General features: G+C 63.9%; 16 protein-coding genes and 4 pseudogenes. 10 read left to right on the forward strand and 10 right to left on the reverse strand.

Annotation, left to right across the window (positions count from 1 at the left end; translation table 11 throughout):
- The first annotated feature begins 3 nt into the window (after positions 1–3).
- The 8 genes and pseudogenes from phnL (at position 4) to JN403_RS16005 (ending at position 6,882) form a co-directional block, all read left to right on the forward strand.
- Positions 4–744 (forward strand): phosphonate C-P lyase system protein PhnL, encoded by a 741-nt coding sequence (gene phnL, locus JN403_RS15970; RefSeq protein ID WP_205483146.1) that lies wholly within the window; start codon positions 4–6, stop codon positions 742–744.
- Positions 738–1,902: pseudogene (locus JN403_RS15975) on the forward strand (alpha-D-ribose 1-methylphosphonate 5-triphosphate diphosphatase). The gene phnL and the pseudogene JN403_RS15975 overlap by 7 nt, the downstream one beginning before the upstream one ends.
- Positions 1,902–2,468 carry a phosphonate metabolism protein/1,5-bisphosphokinase (PRPP-forming) PhnN gene (phnN, locus tag JN403_RS15980; protein WP_205483148.1) on the forward strand — a complete coding sequence of 189 codons (567 nt, stop codon included), beginning with the start codon at positions 1,902–1,904 and terminating at the stop codon, positions 2,466–2,468. The pseudogene JN403_RS15975 and the gene phnN overlap by 1 nt, the downstream one beginning before the upstream one ends.
- Positions 2,459–3,207, forward strand: a pseudogene (gene phnP, locus JN403_RS15985) (phosphonate metabolism protein PhnP). Before phnN ends, phnP begins: the two are co-directional and overlap by 10 nt.
- A gap of 137 nt (positions 3,208–3,344) precedes the next feature.
- Positions 3,345–3,530 carry a hypothetical protein gene (locus JN403_RS15990; RefSeq protein ID WP_205483150.1) on the forward strand — a complete coding sequence of 62 codons (186 nt, stop codon included), beginning with the start codon at positions 3,345–3,347 and terminating at the stop codon, positions 3,528–3,530.
- Positions 3,531–3,660: 130 nt separating this feature from the next.
- A complete protein-coding gene (locus JN403_RS15995) occupies positions 3,661–4,851 on the forward strand; it encodes a methyl-accepting chemotaxis protein (protein WP_205483153.1) in 1,191 nt (396 codons plus the stop codon).
- A complete protein-coding gene (locus tag JN403_RS16000) occupies positions 4,809–5,348 on the forward strand; it encodes a methyl-accepting chemotaxis protein (protein ID WP_205483155.1) in 540 nt (179 codons plus the stop codon). Before JN403_RS15995 ends, JN403_RS16000 begins: the two co-directional genes overlap by 43 nt.
- 712 nt (positions 5,349–6,060) lie before the next feature.
- Positions 6,061–6,882: an alpha/beta hydrolase gene (locus JN403_RS16005; RefSeq protein ID WP_205483157.1), complete on the forward strand. Its 822-nt coding sequence runs from the start codon at positions 6,061–6,063 to the stop codon at positions 6,880–6,882.
- 89 nt (positions 6,883–6,971) lie between these two features.
- On the opposite strand, the gene moaA is transcribed toward JN403_RS16005, so the two are convergent.
- The 10 genes and pseudogenes from moaA to JN403_RS16055 form a co-directional block, all read right to left on the reverse strand.
- The gene (moaA, locus tag JN403_RS16010) at positions 6,972–7,970 is read right to left on the reverse strand and encodes a GTP 3',8-cyclase MoaA (protein WP_122535803.1); all 999 of its coding nucleotides are present in this window, start codon (positions 7,968–7,970) and stop codon (positions 6,972–6,974) included.
- A 74-nt stretch (positions 7,971–8,044) separates the two neighbouring features.
- A pseudogene (locus JN403_RS16015) lies at positions 8,045–8,871 on the reverse strand (formate/nitrite transporter family protein).
- A 315-nt stretch (positions 8,872–9,186) separates the two neighbouring features.
- Positions 9,187–10,536, reverse strand: a complete 1,350-nt coding sequence (locus tag JN403_RS16020; RefSeq protein WP_205483158.1) for a sodium:proton antiporter — start codon at positions 10,534–10,536, stop codon at positions 9,187–9,189.
- Between the two features lie 254 nt (positions 10,537–10,790).
- Positions 10,791–11,843, reverse strand: a complete 1,053-nt coding sequence (locus tag JN403_RS16025) for an ABC transporter substrate-binding protein (RefSeq protein WP_205483160.1) — start codon at positions 11,841–11,843, stop codon at positions 10,791–10,793.
- A complete protein-coding gene (locus JN403_RS16030; RefSeq protein WP_205483162.1) occupies positions 11,840–13,036 on the reverse strand; it encodes an FAD-binding oxidoreductase in 1,197 nt (398 codons plus the stop codon). Before JN403_RS16030 ends, JN403_RS16025 begins: the two co-directional genes overlap by 4 nt.
- Entirely contained in the window at positions 13,033–14,409 is a 1,377-nt protein-coding gene (locus JN403_RS16035; RefSeq protein WP_240356606.1) for an FAD/NAD(P)-binding oxidoreductase, read from the reverse strand. The genes JN403_RS16030 and JN403_RS16035 overlap by 4 nt, the downstream gene beginning before the upstream one ends.
- A complete protein-coding gene (locus JN403_RS16040; RefSeq protein WP_205483164.1) occupies positions 14,406–14,696 on the reverse strand; it encodes a (2Fe-2S)-binding protein in 291 nt (96 codons plus the stop codon). Before JN403_RS16040 ends, JN403_RS16035 begins: the two co-directional genes overlap by 4 nt.
- A 43-nt stretch (positions 14,697–14,739) precedes the next feature.
- Complete coding sequence (locus JN403_RS16045; RefSeq protein ID WP_122535809.1) at positions 14,740–15,534, reverse strand: ABC transporter permease; 795 nt, start codon at positions 15,532–15,534, stop codon at positions 14,740–14,742.
- Between the two features lie 3 nt (positions 15,535–15,537).
- Positions 15,538–16,401: an ABC transporter permease gene (locus JN403_RS16050; protein WP_122535810.1), complete on the reverse strand. Its 864-nt coding sequence runs from the start codon at positions 16,399–16,401 to the stop codon at positions 15,538–15,540.
- Positions 16,398–17,425: pseudogene (locus tag JN403_RS16055) on the reverse strand (ABC transporter ATP-binding protein). The gene JN403_RS16050 and the pseudogene JN403_RS16055 overlap by 4 nt, the downstream one beginning before the upstream one ends.
- A gap of 246 nt (positions 17,426–17,671) precedes the next feature.
- Here JN403_RS16055 and JN403_RS16060 point away from each other — a divergent pair.
- Both JN403_RS16060 and JN403_RS16065 read left to right on the forward strand, forming a co-directional pair.
- The gene (locus JN403_RS16060; RefSeq protein ID WP_205483166.1) at positions 17,672–18,508 is read left to right on the forward strand and encodes an IclR family transcriptional regulator; all 837 of its coding nucleotides are present in this window, start codon (positions 17,672–17,674) and stop codon (positions 18,506–18,508) included.
- A 265-nt stretch (positions 18,509–18,773) separates the two neighbouring features.
- Complete coding sequence (locus tag JN403_RS16065) at positions 18,774–20,393, forward strand: methyl-accepting chemotaxis protein (RefSeq protein WP_205483168.1); 1,620 nt, start codon at positions 18,774–18,776, stop codon at positions 20,391–20,393.
- The last annotated feature ends 9 nt before the right edge of the window (positions 20,394–20,402 follow it).

Genomic DNA, 20,402 nt, shown 5'->3' on the forward strand with positions numbered 1-20,402 from the left:
TCAATGAACACGCTGATCGAGGTCCGTGACCTCTCGAAAACCTTCACCCTGCACCAGCAGAACGGCGTCGTGCTCAACGTGCTGCGCGGCCTGAATTTCTCCGTCAGCGGCGGCGAATGCCTGGTGCTCCACGGCCATTCCGGCGCGGGCAAAAGCACGCTGCTGCGCACCTTGTACGGCAACTACCTGCCGGCCGGCGGCAGCATTCGCGTGCAGCACCAGGGCGAGTGGATCGAGCTGGTCGGCGCTGCGCCGCGGGAGGTGCTGCAAGTGCGCCAGCACACCCTAGGCTACGTCAGCCAGTTTCTGCGGGTGATTCCCCGCGTCGCCACCGTCGACGTGGTCATGGAACCGGCCCTGGCCCGTGGCTGGACACGCGAAGACGCCCAGGCCCGCGCCGAGCATCTGCTCGCTCGGCTGAACATTCCCCAGCGGCTGTGGCAGCTGGCGCCAGGGACGTTTTCCGGCGGCGAGCAGCAGCGCGTCAACATCGCCCGCGGCTTCATGGTGCCGTGGCCGGTGATGCTGCTGGACGAGCCGACCGCTTCGCTGGACGACGGCAATCGCCAGGTGGTCCTTGAATTGATCCATGAAGCGAAATGCGCCGGCGCTGCGGTGATTGGCATCTTCCACGACCGACTGGCGCGGGAAGCGGTGTCCGATCGCCACCTGGACATGACCCCGCCAGATGTCGACCTGCAACCCTCGATGGTGTCGAGCCCGAAGGAGACCGAACAATGCTGAACGAACAGATCCTGACCCACGCCAAGATCGTCACTGCCGAGCGCGTGTTCACCGGCACCGTGGTGCTGCGCGACGGGTTGATCAGCGAAGTCGATGACAGCATCAGCCAGCTGTCCCACGCGCAGAACCTCAACGGTGACTACCTGCTGCCGGGGCTGGTCGAACTGCACACCGACAACCTGGAAAAACACCTCAGCCCGCGCCCCGGTGTGGACTGGCCGTCGGCCTCGGCGGTGATGAGCCACGACGCGCAAATCATCGCGGCGGGCATCACCACGGTGTTCGACGCGCTGTCCATCGGCGACGTCAATCCCAAGGGCAAGCGCATGCAGCAATTGCCGGGCATGGTCGACGCGATCGCCAAGGCCAACGCCGCCGACATGACCCGCGCCGAGCACCGCTTGCACCTGCGCTGCGAAGTCTGCCATCCCGACACCCTCAGCGTGTTCCGCGACCTGGTCGAGCAGCCGCTGGTGCAACTGGTGTCGGTGATGGACCATTCGCCGGGCCAGCGCCAGTTCGCCCTCGAATCCAAGTACCGTGAGTACTACATGGGCAAGTACCACCTGAGCAGCGAGCAAATGGACGCCTTCATTGTCGAGCAGGTCGCCAACTCCAAAACCTACAGCGACCGTAATCGCCGGGCCATCGTCGACATCTGCCTGGCCCGTGGGTTGTCGGTGGCCAGCCACGACGACGCCACCCTGGCTCACGTGGAAGAGTCGGGCGGGTTACGGCATGAGCATCGCCGAGTTCCCGACCACCCTCGAAGCCGCACAGGGCTGCCGGCGTCTGGGCATGAGTGTGTTGATGGGCGCCCCGAACATCGTTCGCGGCGGCTCGCACTCGGGCAACATTGCGGCGGCGACATTGGCCGAAGAAGGGCTACTGGATATTCTCTCCAGCGACTACTATCCGGCCAGCCTGTTGCAGGCGGCGTTCACCCTGGGCGCTCAGCTGGATGCAGCGGACGAGTCGACAGGTGCCGGACTGGCTCGCGCGGTGACCACGGTCAGCCTGGCACCGGCCCGTTCGGCGGGCTTGCACGATCGCGGCGAGATTCGCGTCGGCGTGCGCGCCGACCTGATCCACGCCCGGGCTATCGGCACACTGCCGGTCATTCAACAAGTCTGGCGACAAGCGAAGAGGGTGTTCTGATGGCAGGCAGGTTGATCTATCTCATCGGACCGTCGGGTTCGGGCAAGGACAGCCTCCTGGACGCGGCCCGCGAGGCATTGGCCGCGCGGGACTGCCGTATCGTGCGCCGAGTCATCACCCGTTCGGCGGAAGCCAAGGGCGAAGCGGCCCAGGCCGTCAGCGTCAACCGCTTTGCCGAACTGCAGTCTCAGGGCGCCTTTGCCTTGAGTTGGTTCGCCAACGGCCTGCATTACGGCATCCCGAAAGAGATCGATCAATGGTTGGCCGACGGGCACGACGTACTGGTCAACGGCTCCCGCGGGCATCTGCCTCAAGCGCGGTCGCGCTATCCGTCGCTGTCGGTGGTGCTGCTGACAGTTGATCAATCGGTATTGCGGGATCGCTTGCTAAGCCGGGCGCGGGAATCGGCCGAAGACATCGAAACCCGACTGGCGCGCAACGCTCAGTTTGCTGACGACCTGCGGGTGAACGATCCGGCGTTGATCGTGCTCGACAACTCCGGCGCCCTGGAGCAAACCGTCGCCCGATTGTTGCAGCGACTGCAGCGCGCGCCCGCATGCGCCTGACCCTGTTGGGCACGGGGGATGCGCGGCAAGTCCCGGTTTACGGCTGTGAATGCGCGGCCTGTTGCGCGGCCCATACAGACAAACGCCTGCGCCGCCGTCCGTGCTGCGCGCTGGTGGAACTGGGGGAACAACGCTGGCTGATCGACAGCGGCTTGCCCGATCTCACCGAGCGCTTCCCGCCGCGCAGCCTCAGCGGCATCCTGCAGACTCACTACCACGCCGACCATGCCCAGGGCCTGTTGCACCTGCGCTGGGGCCAGGGTTTGGTGATCCCGGTGCACGGCCCGGTGGACCCGGAAGGGTTGTCGGACCTGTACAAGCACCCCGGCATCCTGGATTTCAGCCAGCCGTTCATGCCCTTCGAAAGCCGGTCGCTGGGCGAACTGCAAGTCACCGCGCTGCCGCTGCTGCACTCCAAGCCAACGCTGGGTTATCTGCTGGAAGGCGGAGGGCGGCGCATCGCCTACCTCACCGACACCGTCGGCTTGCCCTACGACACACAAGCTTTTTGCAGCGGGAGGCGCTGGACGTGCTCATTCTCGACTGCTCATTGCCGCCCCAGGCGCAAACGCCGCGCAACCACAATGATGTGACGCTGGCGCTGCAGATCATTGCCGAGCTGAAACCCGAGCGGGCTGTGCTGACCCACGTCGGGCACACGCTGGATGCGTGGTTGATGGAACACGCCCATGAATTACCCGAGCACGTTCGGGTGGCGCGGGACGCAATGCAGCTCTGAGCGCGACGGGGGCTGACGTTTGGCCAGTCGTCCTATGACCACCGGTCGCCCATGTCGCTTAAACCTCGGTCCGGCTTCAACTTTTCCCTGTCATGGCCGTTGCAAATGTAGCCCTACATTTCCTTCGGAGCTTGACCATGTCTTTGATTCCCCGCCGTATTGCTGGACGAATGACCCTGGGGATCCTGACATTGCTGATTCTCACGGCGGTGGCGATTTTCGCGGTCATGACCCTGGGGGCAAACCCCAACTGGTGGCCGCTGGCACCGAGTCGGCGGAGCAGTCAGCCAGCGCCATTACCCGTCAGTTGGCGCTACCATTGAGTCGCATCGAGGGGACCGCTGCTGCCATGGCGCTGCTGGCGGAGACACTGCCCCACGAAGAAACCCTGTACATGAGCAATTTCCCGGGCTGATCGACAGCCAGGGGGATTCCGCCATCGCCGGTGGCGGCGTGTGGCCGGAGCCCAACGCCTTTGCCGCAGGCACCGAGCGGCGCAGTTTTTTCTGGGCACGGGACACCGGCAACCGACTGGACTTCTCGGACGAATACAACCAGGCCAAAACGCCGCCTTATCAGGCTGAATCCTGGTACGCCGGGGCCAAGTCTGCACCGGCAGGGCATTGCGTCTGGTCCGATGCTTATCAGGACCCGGTCAGCGGCGTGGCCATGACCACCTGCAGCGTCCCTTATCGGGCCCAGGGCGCGTTCGCCGGTGTGGCGACCATCGACCTGAAGCTTGACGGTCTGGCGGCCTTCCTCAAGGACAAAGGCGGCGTCACCGACGGCTACGCATTTGCGGTCGATCCTTCAGGGAATCTGCTGTATTTCCCCGATGCGAAGGGCACCAAGGGCCTGTTGACCATTACTGGATTGAGCCAGGAGCAACCCTGGTTAAAGCCGGTGGCTGATCAGCTCGCGAGCAACACCTCGGCGCTCTCGACCCTGAGGATTGAGCACGACGGTCGGCTCAACGGCCCGGCCTACGTCACCCTGGCGACCATGGCCGGCACGGGCTGGCGCATAGGGCTGGTGACCCCGGAAGCCCGCGTCGTCGGCCTGGCCGACCGCCTCACCGGACAAATTCTGTTGTTCCTGTTGCCGCTGTTGGGCGTGCTGCTGGGTCTGGCGTGGCTGGCAGGCAAGCGGCTATTGGCGCAACTGGAGGAAACCACCGCGCAGATATCGAGTCTGGGCCAGGGCGGTCAGATCGATACTCAGCTGGCGATTTTGCGCGCCGACGAGATCGGCGCGCTGCGTGAGTCGGTCAACCGCTACGCCGGTTCCCTGCGCGACATGCTGCACCGCATCGCCGAGGAGTCGGTGTCCCTGGAACGCCAGGCCAACGAGCTGGCGCAGCTGTCCCAAGGCGTCGCCGAGCGGGCCGAATCCCAGCGCCAGGACAACACCTTGCTGGCGACTGCGATCACCGAGATGTCGGCCAGTGCCAACGAAGTCGCCCAGAACACCACGGACTGCTCCGACACCGCCCGCCGTCCCTGGGCGATGCGCAGAAAAGCCAGGATCAGGTCAACAGCAACAGCCAGTCCATCGAAGTACTGGCAACGGACATTGCCGGCGCGGCGGGCGCCATCACCCAATTGGGCGATGACATCGAGCGCGTGGGCAGCGTGCTGGAAGTGATCAAGTCGATCTCCCAGCAGACCAACCTGCTGGCCCTGAACGCCGCCATCGAAGCGGCGCGGGCAGGCGAGCAGGGGCGTGGTTTTGCGGTGGTGGCGGATGAGGTGCGCACACTGGCCGGCAGAACCCAGGCCTCGGCGAACGAAATTCAGGAGATGATCTCGCAACTGCGTCAGGCCTCCAGTGCGGCGGTGTCGACCATGCAGAACGGCGCCGCGCGCACCCGTGAGTCGGTGCAGCAGGCGGTCAGTGTCGCCGCCACACTGGGCACCACCGTCTTCAGCTTTGATGACATCGTCCAGCGCGCCCATCAGATCGCCGTGGCCGCCCAGGAGCAAAGCCACGTCACCCACGAAATCAACGAACTGGCAGTGCGCATTCACGCCTCCAGCGAACAAGGCGCGCGGGACGCCGGCACCCTGCGCGAACTGGGCAAAGGCATGCAGTCGATCTCCGGTCGGCTGGGTGCATTGAGCCGCGGTGGCAACCAGGCCTGAGGCGCCTGTCTCAGGCCTCATCACCGGTGGCCACACCGGCGTCTTCCGGCTAAAGCCGGTCCTACATGTGTATGCGGTCAGTAGGACCGGCTTGCGCCTGGTATGGACGCGGAGCGTCCCGTGATGCATACCCACGCGGAGCGTGGGCACGATCAGACAGTGAGGGTGCGTGCATTCAGCGGAAATGGTGATGGCCACACCGGCCTCTTCCCGGCTAAAGCCGGTCCCACTAAAAGCAGCGCGTCCATTCAGGAAAAGTGGCGGCGACCTCGACCGTAGGACCGGCTTCAGCCGGGAAGCTTTTGATCTGCTTTTGATCTGCTTTTGATCTGCTTTTGATCTTCGTACACAAAAAGCTCAGTCACCGCCAATCGCGACTTGGGTGCAGGCTGAACGCAGGTCTCGCGCAGTGGGCCGAGCCGCATGGATGCGGCGAGAGCGCCGTCAGGGCATGGATGCCCGTTCGGCGCGGGCCCACGGAGCGGGACCGGAGTGAAGGAACCCTGAGGAACGAAGGGCCAAACCAGGAGCAAGCACCCTTGGTTACTTGGGGTGCTTTTCCAAGTAACTCGCCGAAGGCGAAACAGTCTGCCCCCAGGCAGACGCTCTGGATCTCGCTTCACGGCAATTAAGCACATAACTGCAATCCAGCCGCGCCACAAACGACTACGCTCAACCTTCCCCCGCACCCACTCCAGAGGACCGCATCCCAATGACCACCCTGACCCTCAAAGACGGCACCGAATTCTTCTACAAAGACTGGGGCACCGGCCAACCGATCGTCTTCTCCCACGGCTGGCCCCTCGACGGCGACGCATGGGATGCACAAATGCTCTTCCTCGGCCAGCACGGCTACCGCGTCATCGCCCACGACCGCCGCGGCCACGGGCGCTCCGGCCAGACCTGGGACGGCAACGACATGGACACCTACGCCGACGACCTCGCCCAACTGTTCGACGCCCTAGACCTCAAAGACGCCATCATGATCGGCCACTCCACCGGTGGTGGCGAAGTCGCCCGCTACATCGGCCGTCACGGCACCGCCCGCGTTGCCAAAGCCGTCCTGATCGGCGCCGTGCCACCGATCATGCTCAAAACCGACGCCAACCCCGAAGGCCTGCCCATGGAAGTCTTCGACGGCATCCGCGCCGGCTTCACCGCCGACCGCTCGCAGTTCTTCAAGGATCTGGCCGTGCCGTTCTTCGGCTTTAACCGCGACGACGTGAAAACCTCCCAGGGCGCCATCGACTCGTTCTGGTCCATTGGCATGCTCGGCAGCGTTAAAGGGGAGTTCGACTGCATCAAGGCGTTCTCGGAAACCGACTTCACCGAAGACCTGAAAAAGATCGACGTGCCCACCCTGATCCTGCACGGCGATGACGACCAGATCGTTCCGATCGTCGCGTCCGGCTATAAGAGTCACGAACTGGTCAAAGGCTCGACACTGCACGTGGTCAAGGGCGGCGCCCACGGCATGTGCAACGTGCAGCCGGAAGAGATCAACGAGATTCTGCTGGGCTTCATCAAGGGCTGATCAGCCTGTTCAACAGAGGCGGGCGGTCTCAAGCTGGAGGCTGCCAGGCTTCTCATCAACGCCAGGTCAGCTCATGATCAAGGGCGTATTCAGCCGCCCGTCATGTTCATGAAGCGCACCACCTGCACATCATCGTTGAGCTCGAAGTTGTGCTTCCACGGCTTCAGCTGCATGGCGTTGACGATGGCTTTCTCCAGCTTCTCCGGCTGACCCGGATTGGCCCGCAGCACGGCTTTCAGATCGGCCGAGTGCTCGTTCCCGAGACACAACAGCAGACGACCTTCCACCGTGACCCGAACCCGATTGCAGGTCGCGCAGAAGTTGTGGCTGTGGGGCGAAATGAAGCCAATGCGGATGTGCGGTGCTTCCGCCACGCGCCAGTAGCGCGAAGGCCCGGACGTGGTTTCGGTCGAATGCACCAGGGTGTAACGCTCGGCGATGCGTTCGCGCACCTGCTCGCTGGAGTAAAACGACTCGGCGCGGCTGTGCTCGCTGATCGTGCCCAGGGGCATTTCTTCGATGAACGTGATATCGACACCGCGATCAATCGCAAAGGCCACCAGATCATTGATCTCGTGGTCGTTGCGGCCCTGCATGACCACGCAGTTGAGCTTGGTGCGCTCGAAGCCGGCCGCGTTGGCGGCGTCGATACCGGCAATGACCTTGCTCAGATCACCGGTGCGGGTCAATTCCTTGAAGCGCGCCGGGTCGAGGCTGTCGAGGCTGATGTTGAGGCGCTTGAGGCCGGCTTCGAACAGCGGCACGGCGAGTTTGTCCAGCTGCGAGCCGTTGGTGGTCATGCACAGTTCGCGCAGGCCGGGCAGGGCGGCGATGCTGCGCACCAGCCCGACGATACCGGAGCGCACCAGTGGCTCACCGCCGGTCAGGCGAATCTTCTTTGTGCCCAGCGCCACGAAGCGCTCGGCCAGCTGATGGATTTCTTCGAGGGAGAGAATCTGCTGACGCGGCAGGAACGTCATGTCCTCGGCCATGCAATACACGCAGCGAAAATCGCAGCGATCCGTGACCGACATGCGGACGTAATCGACCTTGCGTGAATAGCTGTCCATCAGGACTCGATCTGACATTGATTACTCTCACAACGTGACGCGTGGCAGAAACAGGGTGCGCGCCTGCAGCAACGAAGCGCGCGGCTGCAGCGTTAAATCTGGCGACCGGTCTGCTGCTCGATACTCGCTGCAGCGACGCCGGTGGCCGAAGCCTGAATGGCTTTCGAATAGGACACGTAATACGCGAGCCCGACGAAAATTGCACCCCCACGGCGTTGCCCAGGAACACCGCGACGAAGTTTTCGACGAAATCGGTCCAGCTCAGGGCGTCGGCAAAGATCGCCGCCGGGATCACGAACATATTGGCGACGACGTGCTGGAAGCCGATGGCGACGAAGGCCATGATCGGGAACCACATGGCAACGACCTTCCCGGTCACGTCTTTGCTGGCGTATGACAACCAGACCGCCAGGCACACCAGCCAGTTGCAACCAATACCGGAAATAAACGCCTGGCTGAAATCAGCGCTGGCCTTTGCCTTGGCGATGGCCAGGGTCTTGGCCAGGTACGCACCTTCTGTGAGGCCCAGCACATGGCCGAAGAAGTAGGCGACGAACAGCGCGCCCAGCAGATTAGCGAACGTCACCAGCGCCCAGTTGCGCGCCACCGCCGACAACGGGACCCGACCCGCGAACATCGCCGTCGGCAGGCTCATCATGTTGCCCGTGAGCAGCTCGCCGCCGGCAAGGATCACCAGAATCAGACCCAGCGGAAACACCGCCGCGCCCATCAGGTTGCCCAGTGACGCCCAAGGCGCCGGGATCATGGTGCTGACATGGATGTCCAGCAGAAAGCCCAGGGCGATGAACGCGCCGGCGAGAAAGCCCAGCACCAGAATTGCCGGGGTCGGCAGGTGGGACTTCTTCACGCCGGCTTGAATGGTGATTTCGGCGATCTGCTGCGGTGTATTGATGGACATAGGCTTTCAGGCTCGCAAGCGATGAACCGCGCCGCGGCTCAACGAGCCGTGACGCGTAAACAAAGGAGGGGTCAAGCATCCGGGCTTGGTGCGCGGGGTGTCAGCCGACACGGCGCCGATCCCTGATGGGCAGGCTGCTGCGACGTTAAACCGCAGGGCAGTCAGCGCCCAAAAGACCTGATCAATTCGTGAGCACGCTACCGATCAGGGGGTTGAGCGTCCAATCGCTTGTTCCGATAGCGTCATCGACGCTGTCTATCACAAGTGTTCAGGCACGGGACCGTCCCTCTGGAATCAAAGCGGCATCGTCCCTGGTCAGTCTCTGTTGGCCCGGGCGATGCTGCGTTCGTATCGCTCCAGCAACGGTTGGATACTGATACCGTGCAGCAGGATGCTCAATGCCACCACCGACAACGTCAGGCTGATGGTGGTGTGAACGGCCTCAGCGGGAAGGCCATGGGTCAACGCATAGCAGAGGTAGTACAACGTGCCGATGCCGCGAATGCCAAACCAGCCGACCAGTGCCTTTTGCGGCCGGGTCAGCAATTTGCCACTGATCAGCAGCCAGACGCTCAACGGCCTGATCACGCAGAACAACGCCAGGCCCAGGCCAACGGCGCGCCAGTCCCAGTAAGTGGCGAGGGCCGCGCCGAGGAGGGTGATCAACAGCACCTCCATTGCGCGCTCTACCAGGCTGCCGAAGACCATCATGTCGCCCATCATCACGCCGGCCGCCAGTTGGCTGTCTGACAAAGAATCGCGATCGCCCATGATCGCCGACTCCGGGTCGCTGTGGGTGTGGCCCACCACCGGGATCGCCACGTGCTCCGACGGCACCTCAGACTGGGTGGCGTTGGACTCGGCATGACGCATGCCGATGCCCGCCGCGAATACCGCCAGAAATCCGTAGGCGCCAAGGCCTTCGGCGCTGACGTAGGCAATGGCAATCAGCGCCAGGGCGAGGAAGTCGTTGGGCGACAACGTGCTGTCGGCGTTCTTGATGCGCAGGTAGATCATCAGATGGCCCACGCCTCGGCCCAGGCCGTAACCGAGCATCAGCCCGACCGGCACGCCCCAGATGATGTTTTTCAGCAGCCAGCCCTGGGTCCAGTCGAAATCCGAAAAACCGTGGGTGATGAACATCAGGGCGAAAATCACGAAGGGGAACGCAGTGCCGTCATTCAGCCCGGCCTCACCGGACAGGCCGAAGCGCACCCGGTCCAGGTCCTGGGCGCTGTTGACCTGCACCAAGCCGGCCAGCACCGGGTCGGTGGGCGAAAGCATGGCGCCGAGCAGCAACGCGATCGGCCATGACAGGCCGAACAAGTAATGGGCGGTCAGGCTGACGCCGGCAATGGTCGCCAGCATCACCGGCCCGGCCAGCAGGTACGCCGAATACCAGCCGCTACGGTGCAGGGGCAGGCGCAGCTTGATGCCGGTGTTGAACAGGGAAAACAGCACGGCGATTTCGGTGAGGCGTTCGAGCCAGTGGCGGGCGTCGCGCACGTCGAGCTGCGCAATGTCCAGGCCCCAGGGGCCAATCGCGGCGCCAAACGCCAGACACACCGCCGACGTGGTGACCGGCAGCCAGCGCAGGTAAGAAGAAGTCAGTGCCAGCAGCATCAGCAGGACACCGAAGACGGTCATGCAAAGAATGAAACTCATGCGAATTCGTCATCAGTCAAAGGGCGGGAATGACTGTGTGACTGTAGTAGGCAGGGATAGTTGAAACAAATGTGGGATGGATTCGCGACCGGCGTGGGACCCCGGATGCCCGGGGCATGGTTGGGCCCACTGGCTGCACGCGATCGCCTTGTGGGACCGGCTTCAGCCGGGAAGAGGCCAGCGCATACGCCATAGATCTTGCGGCGTACCTACAGCCCTATTCCCGGCTAAAGCCGGTCCCACTTAAATCGCGCCTACCGCTCGATCGACCGGCTCCACCGCGCGTTCCATTCCGGGCGCACCTGGTTGACCTGATCCCAATCGATGGTCACGGCGGTTTCCAGGTATGTGTTCATGGCTTCAACCTGACCACGGGTCTTGTCGGTGGTCGGGGTTTTCGGATTGGACGGGATCTGGTCGCCCATCTCCAGCGCCGGCGCCTGGGCTTCCGGGGTCAGCAGGAAGGCCGCGAGCTTCTGCGCCAGTTCCGGCTGGTCGTTGTTGGCGATGGTGCATTCGGCCACGTTCAACACCACAGCGCCTTCCTTCGGTGGCGCGTATTCCACCGGCACGCCCTTGAGCTTGAGCGCGGTGACCTGGGTCGGCGTCAGCGGGAACAGCGCCGCTTCGCCGGTCTGCACCATCTCCGAGATCTTCGCCGAGCTGGCGATGTACTCCAGCACGTTCGGTCCGACGGTCTTCGGCCATGCCTTGAAACCTGGCTCGACGTTGGTTTCGTTGCCACCCTGCAGCCGGTTGAACATCAGAAAACCATGCAGCCCGAACGTGGAGGAGGCCAGCGACTGGAACACCAGCTTCTCCTTATACTTGGGGTCCGCCATGTCGGCCCAGGACGTCGGCGCGCTCCAGCCGTTGTCCTTGAACATCCGGGTGTTGTAGGCAAGCCCCGTGACACCGAGGCTGACGGCCACCGCTTCTTCCTTGATCTTGCCCTTGGCCGGAATGTCCGCCAGGCTCGCGCTCGGGCTCAACTTGCCGCACAGGCCCATGGAAATGGCCCGGTACATGATGCCGTCGTCGAGGAACATCACGTGCATCTGGGGGTTGTCCTTGCTGGCCTGGGCCTTGGCGAGGATGTCCGAAGACGTGCCCGGCACGATCACCACCTTGACGTTGTTGGCCTTCTCGAACGCCGGCAACACGTGGTCGGCGTACAACCGCTCCATGGTGCCGCCGTTCATGCCCAGGTACAGCGTCGGTTCGGCCTGTACGGGCATCGAAGCAAGAAACATAGCGAACGGCAGGCAAGACAAGCCAGTCAGGGCAACACGTTTCATGTGAGTCATGGGTTCGACCTTCCTCTGAGCAATGGAATCACGTTATCGGTGCCGGACGGCACGACGATGGCAGGCGATGAAGTGTGCGATGGCGATTGAAAGCGGGTGATCGAGAACGGGCTCAGATCAATGTTCGAAGCCCCGGCACAGACGATCTGCGCCAGGGCCTCGCCCGCCGCCGGGCCAATCTGAAAGCCCGAGCCCGCAAAACCGAAACCGTGCAGAAGGCCGGGCTGGGTCGAACTGGCCCCCAGCACCGGCTCGCGGTCGGGCAAATAACCTTCGGTGCCGCTCCAGGTGCGAATGGCCTGGGCACCGGCCAGCGGCGGATACAGTTCAACGGCGTTGCGCAGGATCTCCAGAATTGCCGCCTGACCCGGGCGGGCGGTGGCCGGGTCCAACGGAAATCCCTGCCCACCGCCCAGTACGCAATTGCCCCGCGCCACCTGTCGGGCATAAATCCCGCCGCCCTCGACGCCGGTGCTGACGTCCATGAACATCGGCAGCGGTTCGGTCACCAGCATCGCCGGGTGGCCCGCGCGCATCGGCACCGGTTCGCCGAACTGCCGGGCCAGCTGAGCCGCCCACGCCCCGGCGCAATTGAGCAGCCACGGCGCGCGAAAACTCAGACCGCTGGCGGTCTTAACCAGAAAAGACTGCCCGTTATGGCTGACCTCGCTGACGTGGGCCTGCTCGAAGGTCTGGGCACCGGCCAGGCGTGCAGCAGAGGCGAATGCCGGCGAGACGAGGCGCGGATTGGCATGGCCGTCCTCGGCGCACAGCGAAGCGCCCACCGCCACGTCGCCAGCCCAGGGGAAGCGGGCGCGCAACTGGGCATGATCGAGCAACTGCAGCTCCATTCCGAACCCGCGCGACGCTTCCTCATACGCGACCAGCGCGGCCATGTCTTTGTCACTGCGGGCCAGTTTGAGATGGCCCGAGCGGACGTATTCGCCGTCAGTGCCGATGAACGCGCGCAGGTCTCCCCAGATTTCATGGGCGCGCTGGGACAGCCGCAGTTGCGACAACGGCCGACCCTGGCGCCGCACGCCGCCATAATTGACGCCGCTTGAGTGAGAGCCGAAAAAGTCCCTTTCCAGCAGCGCCACGCGTTTGCCGCTCAGGGCGAGAAACAGCGCCGCCGACGCACCGACAATCCCGCCGCCCATCACCACCGCATCCACCTCAACGGGCTGGCTCATTGTTCTGCCTCCACACCAAACGGCAGCGGCTTGATCGGCGCCTGCCCGCGCAAACGACCGACGCTGGCGATGTCCCGCCCCGACGCCTGAGCGACGATTTCCGTGGCGGCCAGCCCGCACATGCGCCCCTGACAGCGGCCCATGCCGACCCGGCACATGGCCTTGACCCGGTTGATTTCCCAGTGACCCTCGGCCACGGCCTGACGGATGTCGCCGGCGCTGACTTCCTCGCAGCGGCACACGGTCAGGCTGTCCGGCGCCTTGGCCGCCCAGTCTTCGGGGAAGGGGAACGCGGTTTCCAGTCCCTGGCGAAACCGCTGGATGGCTTCCAGTTGCCGCTGCAATTCAACGCTGCGGGCGCGGTCGACGGGATGACCCATGTCGCCCAACAAGGTCAGCGCCGCCAGTTCGCCAGCCATTTCCGCAGCGTCGGCGCCCATGATCCCGGCGCCGTCACCGGCCAGATAAACCCCGTCGACGCTGCTGCGGCCGGCGGCGTCGCGGATGGGCAGCCAGGCACGATTCAATGGGCTCCAGCTGAACGCGCAGCCGAGCAGATCGGCCAATTGGGTTTCGCTGCGCAGGGCATGGGCGAAGGCGACGGCGTCACAGGCGAGGTTTTTGAGCTGATTGCCCTGTTGCCAACTGACCCCGCTGACCCGGCGCTCGCCCTGAATGTCGCGCAGATGCACGCCTTGGTGCACCGGCACGCCGTGAGCGGTCAGCCAGGCGCGGTAATAAAGCCCTTTGGCCAGCGTCGACGGTTGCCCGAGCAGCGCGGGCAGGGCGCGGGTCTGAGCGGAAAAGGGCGAGCTGTCGAGCACCGCCGCCACCGTCGCACCGGCCTTGGCGTACTGATACGCCACCAGATACAACAGCGGCCCGCTGCCGGCAAAGACCACGGGCTGACCTATGGCGCAGCCCTGAAACTTCAGCGCGATCTGTGCCGCGCCGAGGCTGTAGACGCCGGGCAAGGTCCAGCCCGGCACCGGCAAGATGCGGTCGGTGGCGCCGGTGGCAACGATCAGGTGCTTGAACGGCACCTGCGCGGCGCGGCCATTGCAGAGGGTGTCGAGGGTGCGGGCCTCGGCGTTCCACACCAGCGTCTCGGGGCGGTAGTCGATCTCGCGCTGCAACTGATCGAGGGTGGCGTGAACCGAATCGGCCTTGCCCGCTTCAAAACCGTACAGCGCCTTCGCCGAGCGCTTGAAGTTCTCCGGCTGGCGACGATAGACCTGACCGCCGCCGCGCAGGCTTTCATCCAGCAGACAAGGGCGCAGGCCGTGGGCGAGCAGCGTCTGCGCCGCGCGAATCCCGGCTGGGCCGGCGCCGACGATAACGGTGTTCATGGCTTGAAGGGTTGGCGCACTCATTGGTTGCGCCCCGGTTCACGACTCACGCACACGCCGGCTTCCAGCAGCGTCGAGCAGGCCCGCGCCCGCCGACCGTCGCCCAGTTTCACCCAGCAGTCCTGGCACGCGCCCATCAGGCAGAAACCGGCGCGCGGTTCGCCGCTGAAGTCGCTGCCGCGCAATGAATCCTCAGCCGTTAGCACCGCCGTGAGCAAGGTATCGCCCTGCAAACCACTGGCCGGCTGGCCGTCGAGGGTGAAGGGGATGACGGCGCGGTCGCGTTCGGCGAGTCGTCTCAGCAAGGCCATGGCGCGCGCTCCATCGGGTGAAGGTGGGTAAACCGAACAGTCATCAATGCCTCCCTACCAGCACACGGTCCAGGCCATACACCCGGTCGAGGATGATCATGGTCGCCGCCGTCAGGGCGATAACCAGCGCCGAGACCGCGGCCATCATCGGGTCAATGGATTCGGTGGCGTACACGTACATGCGCACCGGCAGGGTCTGGGTCGACGGCGAGGTGACGAAAATCGACAGCGTCACTTCGTCGAAGCTGTTGATGAACGCCAGCAGCCAGCCACCGGCGACGCCGGGCAGGATCATCGGCAGGGTGATCAGACGAAACAGCGTGAAGCGGCTGGCACCGAGGGATTCTGCCGCTTGCTCGGCGCTGCGGTCCATGCCGATGGAGGCGGCGATCACCAGGCGCAACACGTAAGGCGTGATGACCACGACATGGGCGAACATCAGCCAGACGAAACTGCCGTTCACCCCCATCAGCGCAAACAGGCGCAGCATTGCCACGCCCAACACCAGATGGGGAATGATGATCGGCGACAGGAACAGGCCGTTGAGAAAGTCGCGGCCGGGAAAGCGATAGCGGGTGATCGCCAACGCCGCCGGCACCGCAATCAACGTCGCCAGCGTGGCGGCGACCACCGCCAGAATCAGGCTGTTATAGAAGGACTGAATGAAGTCGGCACGCTCGAACACCGCCCTGAACCAGCGCAGGGAAAACCCGTGCCACGGCAGGCTCAGGGTGTTTTCCGGGGTGAACGCCACCAGGCACACCACCACCAGCGGCGCCAGCATGAAGATCACCACCAGGGCATGAAACGACAAGGCCAGAGGACCGTTTTTGGACATGGCTCATTCCCCCAGGGATTTTTTGTAGCGGCCTTCGACCAGCCGGTTCCACGACAGCATGACCAACAGGTTGATCAGCAGCAGTGCGACGGCGATCGCTGCGCCCATCGGCCAGTTGAGTTCCGAGAGGTATTGGTCGTAGACGACGGTGGCGACCATCTTCAGCCGGCGCCCACCGAGCAGACCCGGGATGGCAAACGAACTGGCCGACAGGCCGAAGACGATCAACGTCCCCGACAGCACGCCCGGCATCACTTGCGGCAACACCACCATCCTCATCACTTGCGCCTGGGTGGCACCGAGGGACAGCGCGGCCTGTTCGGCGGAGGCGTCGAGTTTCTGCAGCGAGGTCCACACCGGGATGATCATGAACGGCAGCATCACGTGGACCAGCGCCAGAATCACCGCGAACGGCGTGTACAGCATTTTGATCGGACGCCCGCCGAGGGCCTGGATCGCCTGATTGATCAGACCGTCGGCGCCCAGCAGCAGGCTCCAGCCAAACGCCCGCACCACCACCGAAATCAGCAGCGGCGTGAGGATCAGGATCAGGAAAATGGAGCGCCACGGGGTGCCCATGCGGCTGAGAATGTAGGCCTCGGGCACGCCGATCACCACGCACAGCAGGGTCACCAGCGCGCTGATCCAGAAGGTCCGCAGGAAGATCTCGTAGAAGTAGGAATCGGTGACCAGATTGGCGTACTGCGCCAGGGTCCATTCACCGCCCTTGACCCCGACTTCGTAGTCGAACACGTTGAACGACAGCACCAGCGTCAACGCCAGTGGCAGCAACAGCAGGCCGAAGAACAGCGCCAGGGCCGGGGCCGACAGCAGATAACCGCGTCCAGTGTCGCGCAGCACACTCATGCCGACACCTCGTCGACGCTGAGCACGCGCAGCAGATCCGACGGCCAGTCCAGCCCCACCGCGAAGCCTTCGTTCATCGGCGCGTCGCCATCGTTGCGGCGCACCACGGTGATTTCGCCGATGGGCGTTTCGATGCGGTACAGCCACTGGCTGCCGAGAAAGTAGCGCATGACCACTCGTCCTTGCAGACGGCCGGTCCCCGCAGGCACCAGGTCGATTTTCTCCGGGCGCAGGCTCAGCACCAGCTGGCCGTCGCCGGGCTCATGGCGCACCTGGGGGCGCCGCTGGCATCGCGATCGCCGCGCAGCAGATTGGCCTTGCCGACGAAGCCGGAGATGAAACGCGTACGCGGGTGTTCGTAGAGGTGGTAGGGCTCGTCGATCTGGGTGATGCGCCCGGCCTGCATGACCACCACACGGTCGCTGATGGACAGCGCTTCGGCCTGGTCGTGGGTGACCATCAGGGTGGTGATGCCGACTTCGCGCTGGATGCGCCGGATCTCGAACTGCATTTCTTCCCGCAGGTTGGCGTCGAGGTTGGACAGCGGTTCGTCCAGCAGCAACACCGGCGGCTCGATCACCAGCGCCCGGGCCAAAGCCACCCGCTGACGCTGGCCGCCGGACAGCTCGCGGGGGTAACGCTCGGCGTGGGGCGTGAGGCGCACCAGTTCCAGCACCCGTGAAACGCGGCGCTGGATGTCGGCGGCGGAGACTTTACGCATCTTCAGGCCGAAGGCCACGTTGTCGCGCACGGTCATGTGCGGGAACAGCGCATAGGACTGGAACACCACGCCAAGCCCGCGACTGGCAGGCTTGGCGTGGGTGATGTCGCGGCCGTCCAGCAAGATGCGGCCGGCGCTGACATCAACGAAGCCAGCGATCATTTGCAAGGTGGTGGTTTTGCCGCAGCCGGAGGGGCCGAGCAGGGAGACGAATTCGCCTTGCTCTACGGAAAGGTCAGTGGCCACGACGGCATCGACGGGGCCGTAGCGCTTGCACAGTGCCTGCAGTTGAAGAAAAGCCATGGCTGCGTTCCACCTTTTTTCGTGCACACCGAAGGCGTGCGTTTTTTATGGGCAGATGCGAAGAGAAGTGCTGCGTGTGACCGTGGACGCTGGCGCTCGATCAATGTCGGCTGCCGCTGTTATTCAAATCGCCCTGTGGACCGATCCTAGGCCCAAGACTAGGATGCGCTCAACGGGCAATTTCATTGAGTGAGTAGTTTTTTCGAATTCATTCATTCAGCGGAAATAGATTGGGAAAAGCGCTATATGGATTTCACTGAGCGGAATAGCGTCGAGAAAGAAACGGGTGTCGGGGCGGTCTCTCGCCTGTTTGCCGTGCTGCGGGCACTGGGCGATTGTCCCGATGGCAGTGAGCGCGTGACGCAACTGGCGCAGAAGGTCGGCCTGTCGCAACCGACCACCCACCGCTTGCTGCGCAGCCTGATGGACGAAGGCATGGTTGAGCAGGACCTGCGCAGCAAGCGCTATCGACTGAGCCTGGAATTCTTCGCCCTGGCGGCTCGGGCCGGGCAGTCCGGCAACCTGCGGGACGTGGTGCGTCCGAGCTTGTTGCGGTTATCGGCCTCGTTGGGAGATTCGTTGTTTCTGCTGGCGCGCAGTGGTTTCGACGCGGTGTGCCTTGACCGCAGCGAAGGTCCATACCCGATCCGCACCTTCACCGGCGACATCGGCGGCCGCGTGGCGCTGGGCGTGGGGCAGGGCAGTCTGGCCATCCTGGCGTATCTGCCGGAAGAAGAACGCGAGACCGTGATCCGCTACAACCTGCCGCGCCTGCGGGATTTCCACCTCTACGACGAAGTGATGCTGCGCTCGGAAATCGACACGGTGCGGCGTACTGGCTACGCCGCGCGCAACACCGGCGTGCTGGAAGGTATGGCGGGTCTGGCGGTGCCGATCCTCGACCGTGATGGCCGGGCGGTGGCGGCGTTGAGCGTGGCGACCATCAGCGATCGCCTCAGTGCAGATCGCATGCCCACGGTGGTGGACATGCTCAAGCGCGAGGCAACGGCGATCAGCCAGAAGATCAACCCCTTCGATCCGGTCTTGCGCAGACCTTCTCAGGTGTTCGGTCAGCGGGAGTGATCGCTGCTTCTTGAGCACTCATCTGAATCCCGTTCAGCGCGTTTCGACAACCGTTTGACGGGGCTGAAAGGCAGATCGTTGACGCTTTTCAACCGCCCGTCGGCTACGTCGGGCTGCCCTTCAAGAAGCCCTGCGCGAGGTCGAATCAATCTGTGTAGGCGCCTCGCTTTCGGATCGATCCGACGCGATGGCACAGGGATGTGGCAAGCCGCAAAAACTCCGGGTGATCCTCGGAGCAGGTTGTCCTCCCTTTTGAGATTCCCGTATGTCGAAATCCCTGAGATTGCAGATCCTCGCGCTGCTCAGCGGCAGCCTCGTGCTGGTCGTGCTGATTGCCCTTGCGTGTTTCCAGTTCCTCTCCAGCAACGTACACGCCTATCGCGGTCTGCTTGAAGGGCCTTTGCACGCCTCGCAACTGGTCGATCAGGCCAACCTGCAATTCAAGGTTCAGGTGCAGGAGTGGAAGAACGTGCTGTTGCGCGGCAAGCAGCCGGCCGATCGCGATAAATTCTGGGCGCAGTTCGAGGACCAGGAGCGTCAGGTGCAGGACACGCTTGGGCAACTGAGCGCCATGAATGGCCTGGACAGCACGACCAAGACCCAGATCGATGCCCTGCGCACCGAGCACCGCACGTTGGGTGCCGCGTATCGCAAGGGCCGTGATGCTTATATCGCCTCCGGTGGTGATCCGGTCGCCGGTGACATGGCCGTGAAAGGCGTCGACCGCGCGGCCAGCGAGCAGATGACCGGCCTGGTGGCCGGCCTGCGCAAACAGAGTGACGAACAGTCGAAAATCCTCAGCAGCACGGCCGACCAGACCATCCTGATCGGCACGCTGGTCATGCTCGCCTCGGCGTTGCTGGTCGGCGTGCTGACGCTGTGGGTGGTCAACCGCAACATCGTCGCGCCGATCAGCATGCTCATCGAATACGTTGCGCAGTTGAGTCAGGGCAAGTTCAGCGACCGTGTCAGCATCACCCGCCAGGATGAACTGGGGCGTCTGGCCGTTGCGGCCAATACCTTGCGGGATTTCCTCGCCGACACCTTTACCCGCCTCAAGCGCAGCACCACCGACCTGGACAGCGCCGGCGGCGAACTGAAAGCGATCGCCGCGCTGATGGCCCAGGGCACCCATGAGCAATTCGAGCGTACCGATCAGGTGGCGACGGCGATGACAGAGATGTCTGCCACAGCTCAGGAAGTCGCACGCCATGCCGCTCAGGCGGCTCAGGCCGCTGACGAAGCGGACCGCAGCTCCCAGGAAGGCAGCAAGGTGATGGGCGCGACCATCACCGCCATTACCCAGATGCGCACCGAAATCAGCAATACCGCTGACGTCATTCGCCGTCTGGAAGCCGACAGCGGCCGAATCGGCAAGGTGCTGGAAGTGATTCGCGGCATCGCCGAGCAGACCAACCTGCTGGCGCTGAACGCGGCCATCGAAGCGGCCCGTGCCGGCGATGCCGGGCGCGGTTTTGCGGTGGTCGCCGACGAAGTGCGCACCTTGGCCCAGCGCACCGCGGCCTCGACGGCGGAAATCAACCAGATCATCAGCTCGGTGCAGACCGGCGCGGTGGATGCTGCCCAGGCGATTGAAAGCGGCCAGGCCCGCAGCCAGGAAAGCGTCGATCAGGTAGCGCTGGCAGGTTCTTCGCTGGAACGCATCACCTCGGCCGTCGAAGCCATCCGCGACATGAACCGGCAGATCGCGACGGCGGCGGAAGAGCAGACCTCCGTGGCCGAAGACATCTCCCGCAACCTGACGGAAATCACCGCCATCGCCACCACCAACCAGGACAACGTCCAGCGCACCCAGACCGCGAGCCAGAATCTGCATGTGTTGTCGGTGGGCTTGAATGACGTGATCTCGCGGTTGAGTGCCTAGCGCTCAACC

Origin of the sequence: Pseudomonas sp. 15A4 (genome assembly GCF_016925575.1) — a bacterium.
Classification (GTDB): domain Bacteria; phylum Pseudomonadota; class Gammaproteobacteria; order Pseudomonadales; family Pseudomonadaceae; genus Aquipseudomonas.

Bases quoted from the DNA above. Each gene is read 5' to 3' on its own strand.
- JN403_RS16025 (WP_205483160.1), bottom strand. From the start codon at position 11,843: ATGACTCACATGAAACGTGTTGCCCTGACTGGCTTGTCTTGCCTGCCG.
- JN403_RS16040 (WP_205483164.1), bottom strand. From the start codon at position 14,696: ATGGCCTTGCTGAGACGACTCGCCGAACGCGACCGCGCCGTCATCCCC.
- phnN (WP_205483148.1), top strand. From the start codon at position 1,902: ATGGCAGGCAGGTTGATCTATCTCATCGGACCGTCGGGTTCGGGCAAG.
- JN403_RS16020 (WP_205483158.1), bottom strand. From the start codon at position 10,536: ATGAGTTTCATTCTTTGCATGACCGTCTTCGGTGTCCTGCTGATGCTG.
- moaA (WP_122535803.1), bottom strand. From the start codon at position 7,970: ATGTCAGATCGAGTCCTGATGGACAGCTATTCACGCAAGGTCGATTAC.
- JN403_RS16050 (WP_122535810.1), bottom strand. From the start codon at position 16,401: ATGAGTGTGCTGCGCGACACTGGACGCGGTTATCTGCTGTCGGCCCCG.
- JN403_RS16035 (WP_240356606.1), bottom strand. From the start codon at position 14,409: ATGAGTGCGCCAACCCTTCAAGCCATGAACACCGTTATCGTCGGCGCC.
- JN403_RS16045 (WP_122535809.1), bottom strand. From the start codon at position 15,534: ATGTCCAAAAACGGTCCTCTGGCCTTGTCGTTTCATGCCCTGGTGGTG.
- JN403_RS15990 (WP_205483150.1), top strand. From the start codon at position 3,345: ATGTCTTTGATTCCCCGCCGTATTGCTGGACGAATGACCCTGGGGATC.
- JN403_RS16005 (WP_205483157.1), top strand. From the start codon at position 6,061: ATGACCACCCTGACCCTCAAAGACGGCACCGAATTCTTCTACAAAGAC.
- phnL (WP_205483146.1), top strand. From the start codon at position 4: ATGAACACGCTGATCGAGGTCCGTGACCTCTCGAAAACCTTCACCCTG.
- JN403_RS16030 (WP_205483162.1), bottom strand. From the start codon at position 13,036: ATGAGCCAGCCCGTTGAGGTGGATGCGGTGGTGATGGGCGGCGGGATT.
- JN403_RS16065 (WP_205483168.1), top strand. From the start codon at position 18,774: ATGTCGAAATCCCTGAGATTGCAGATCCTCGCGCTGCTCAGCGGCAGC.
- JN403_RS16060 (WP_205483166.1), top strand. From the start codon at position 17,672: ATGGATTTCACTGAGCGGAATAGCGTCGAGAAAGAAACGGGTGTCGGG.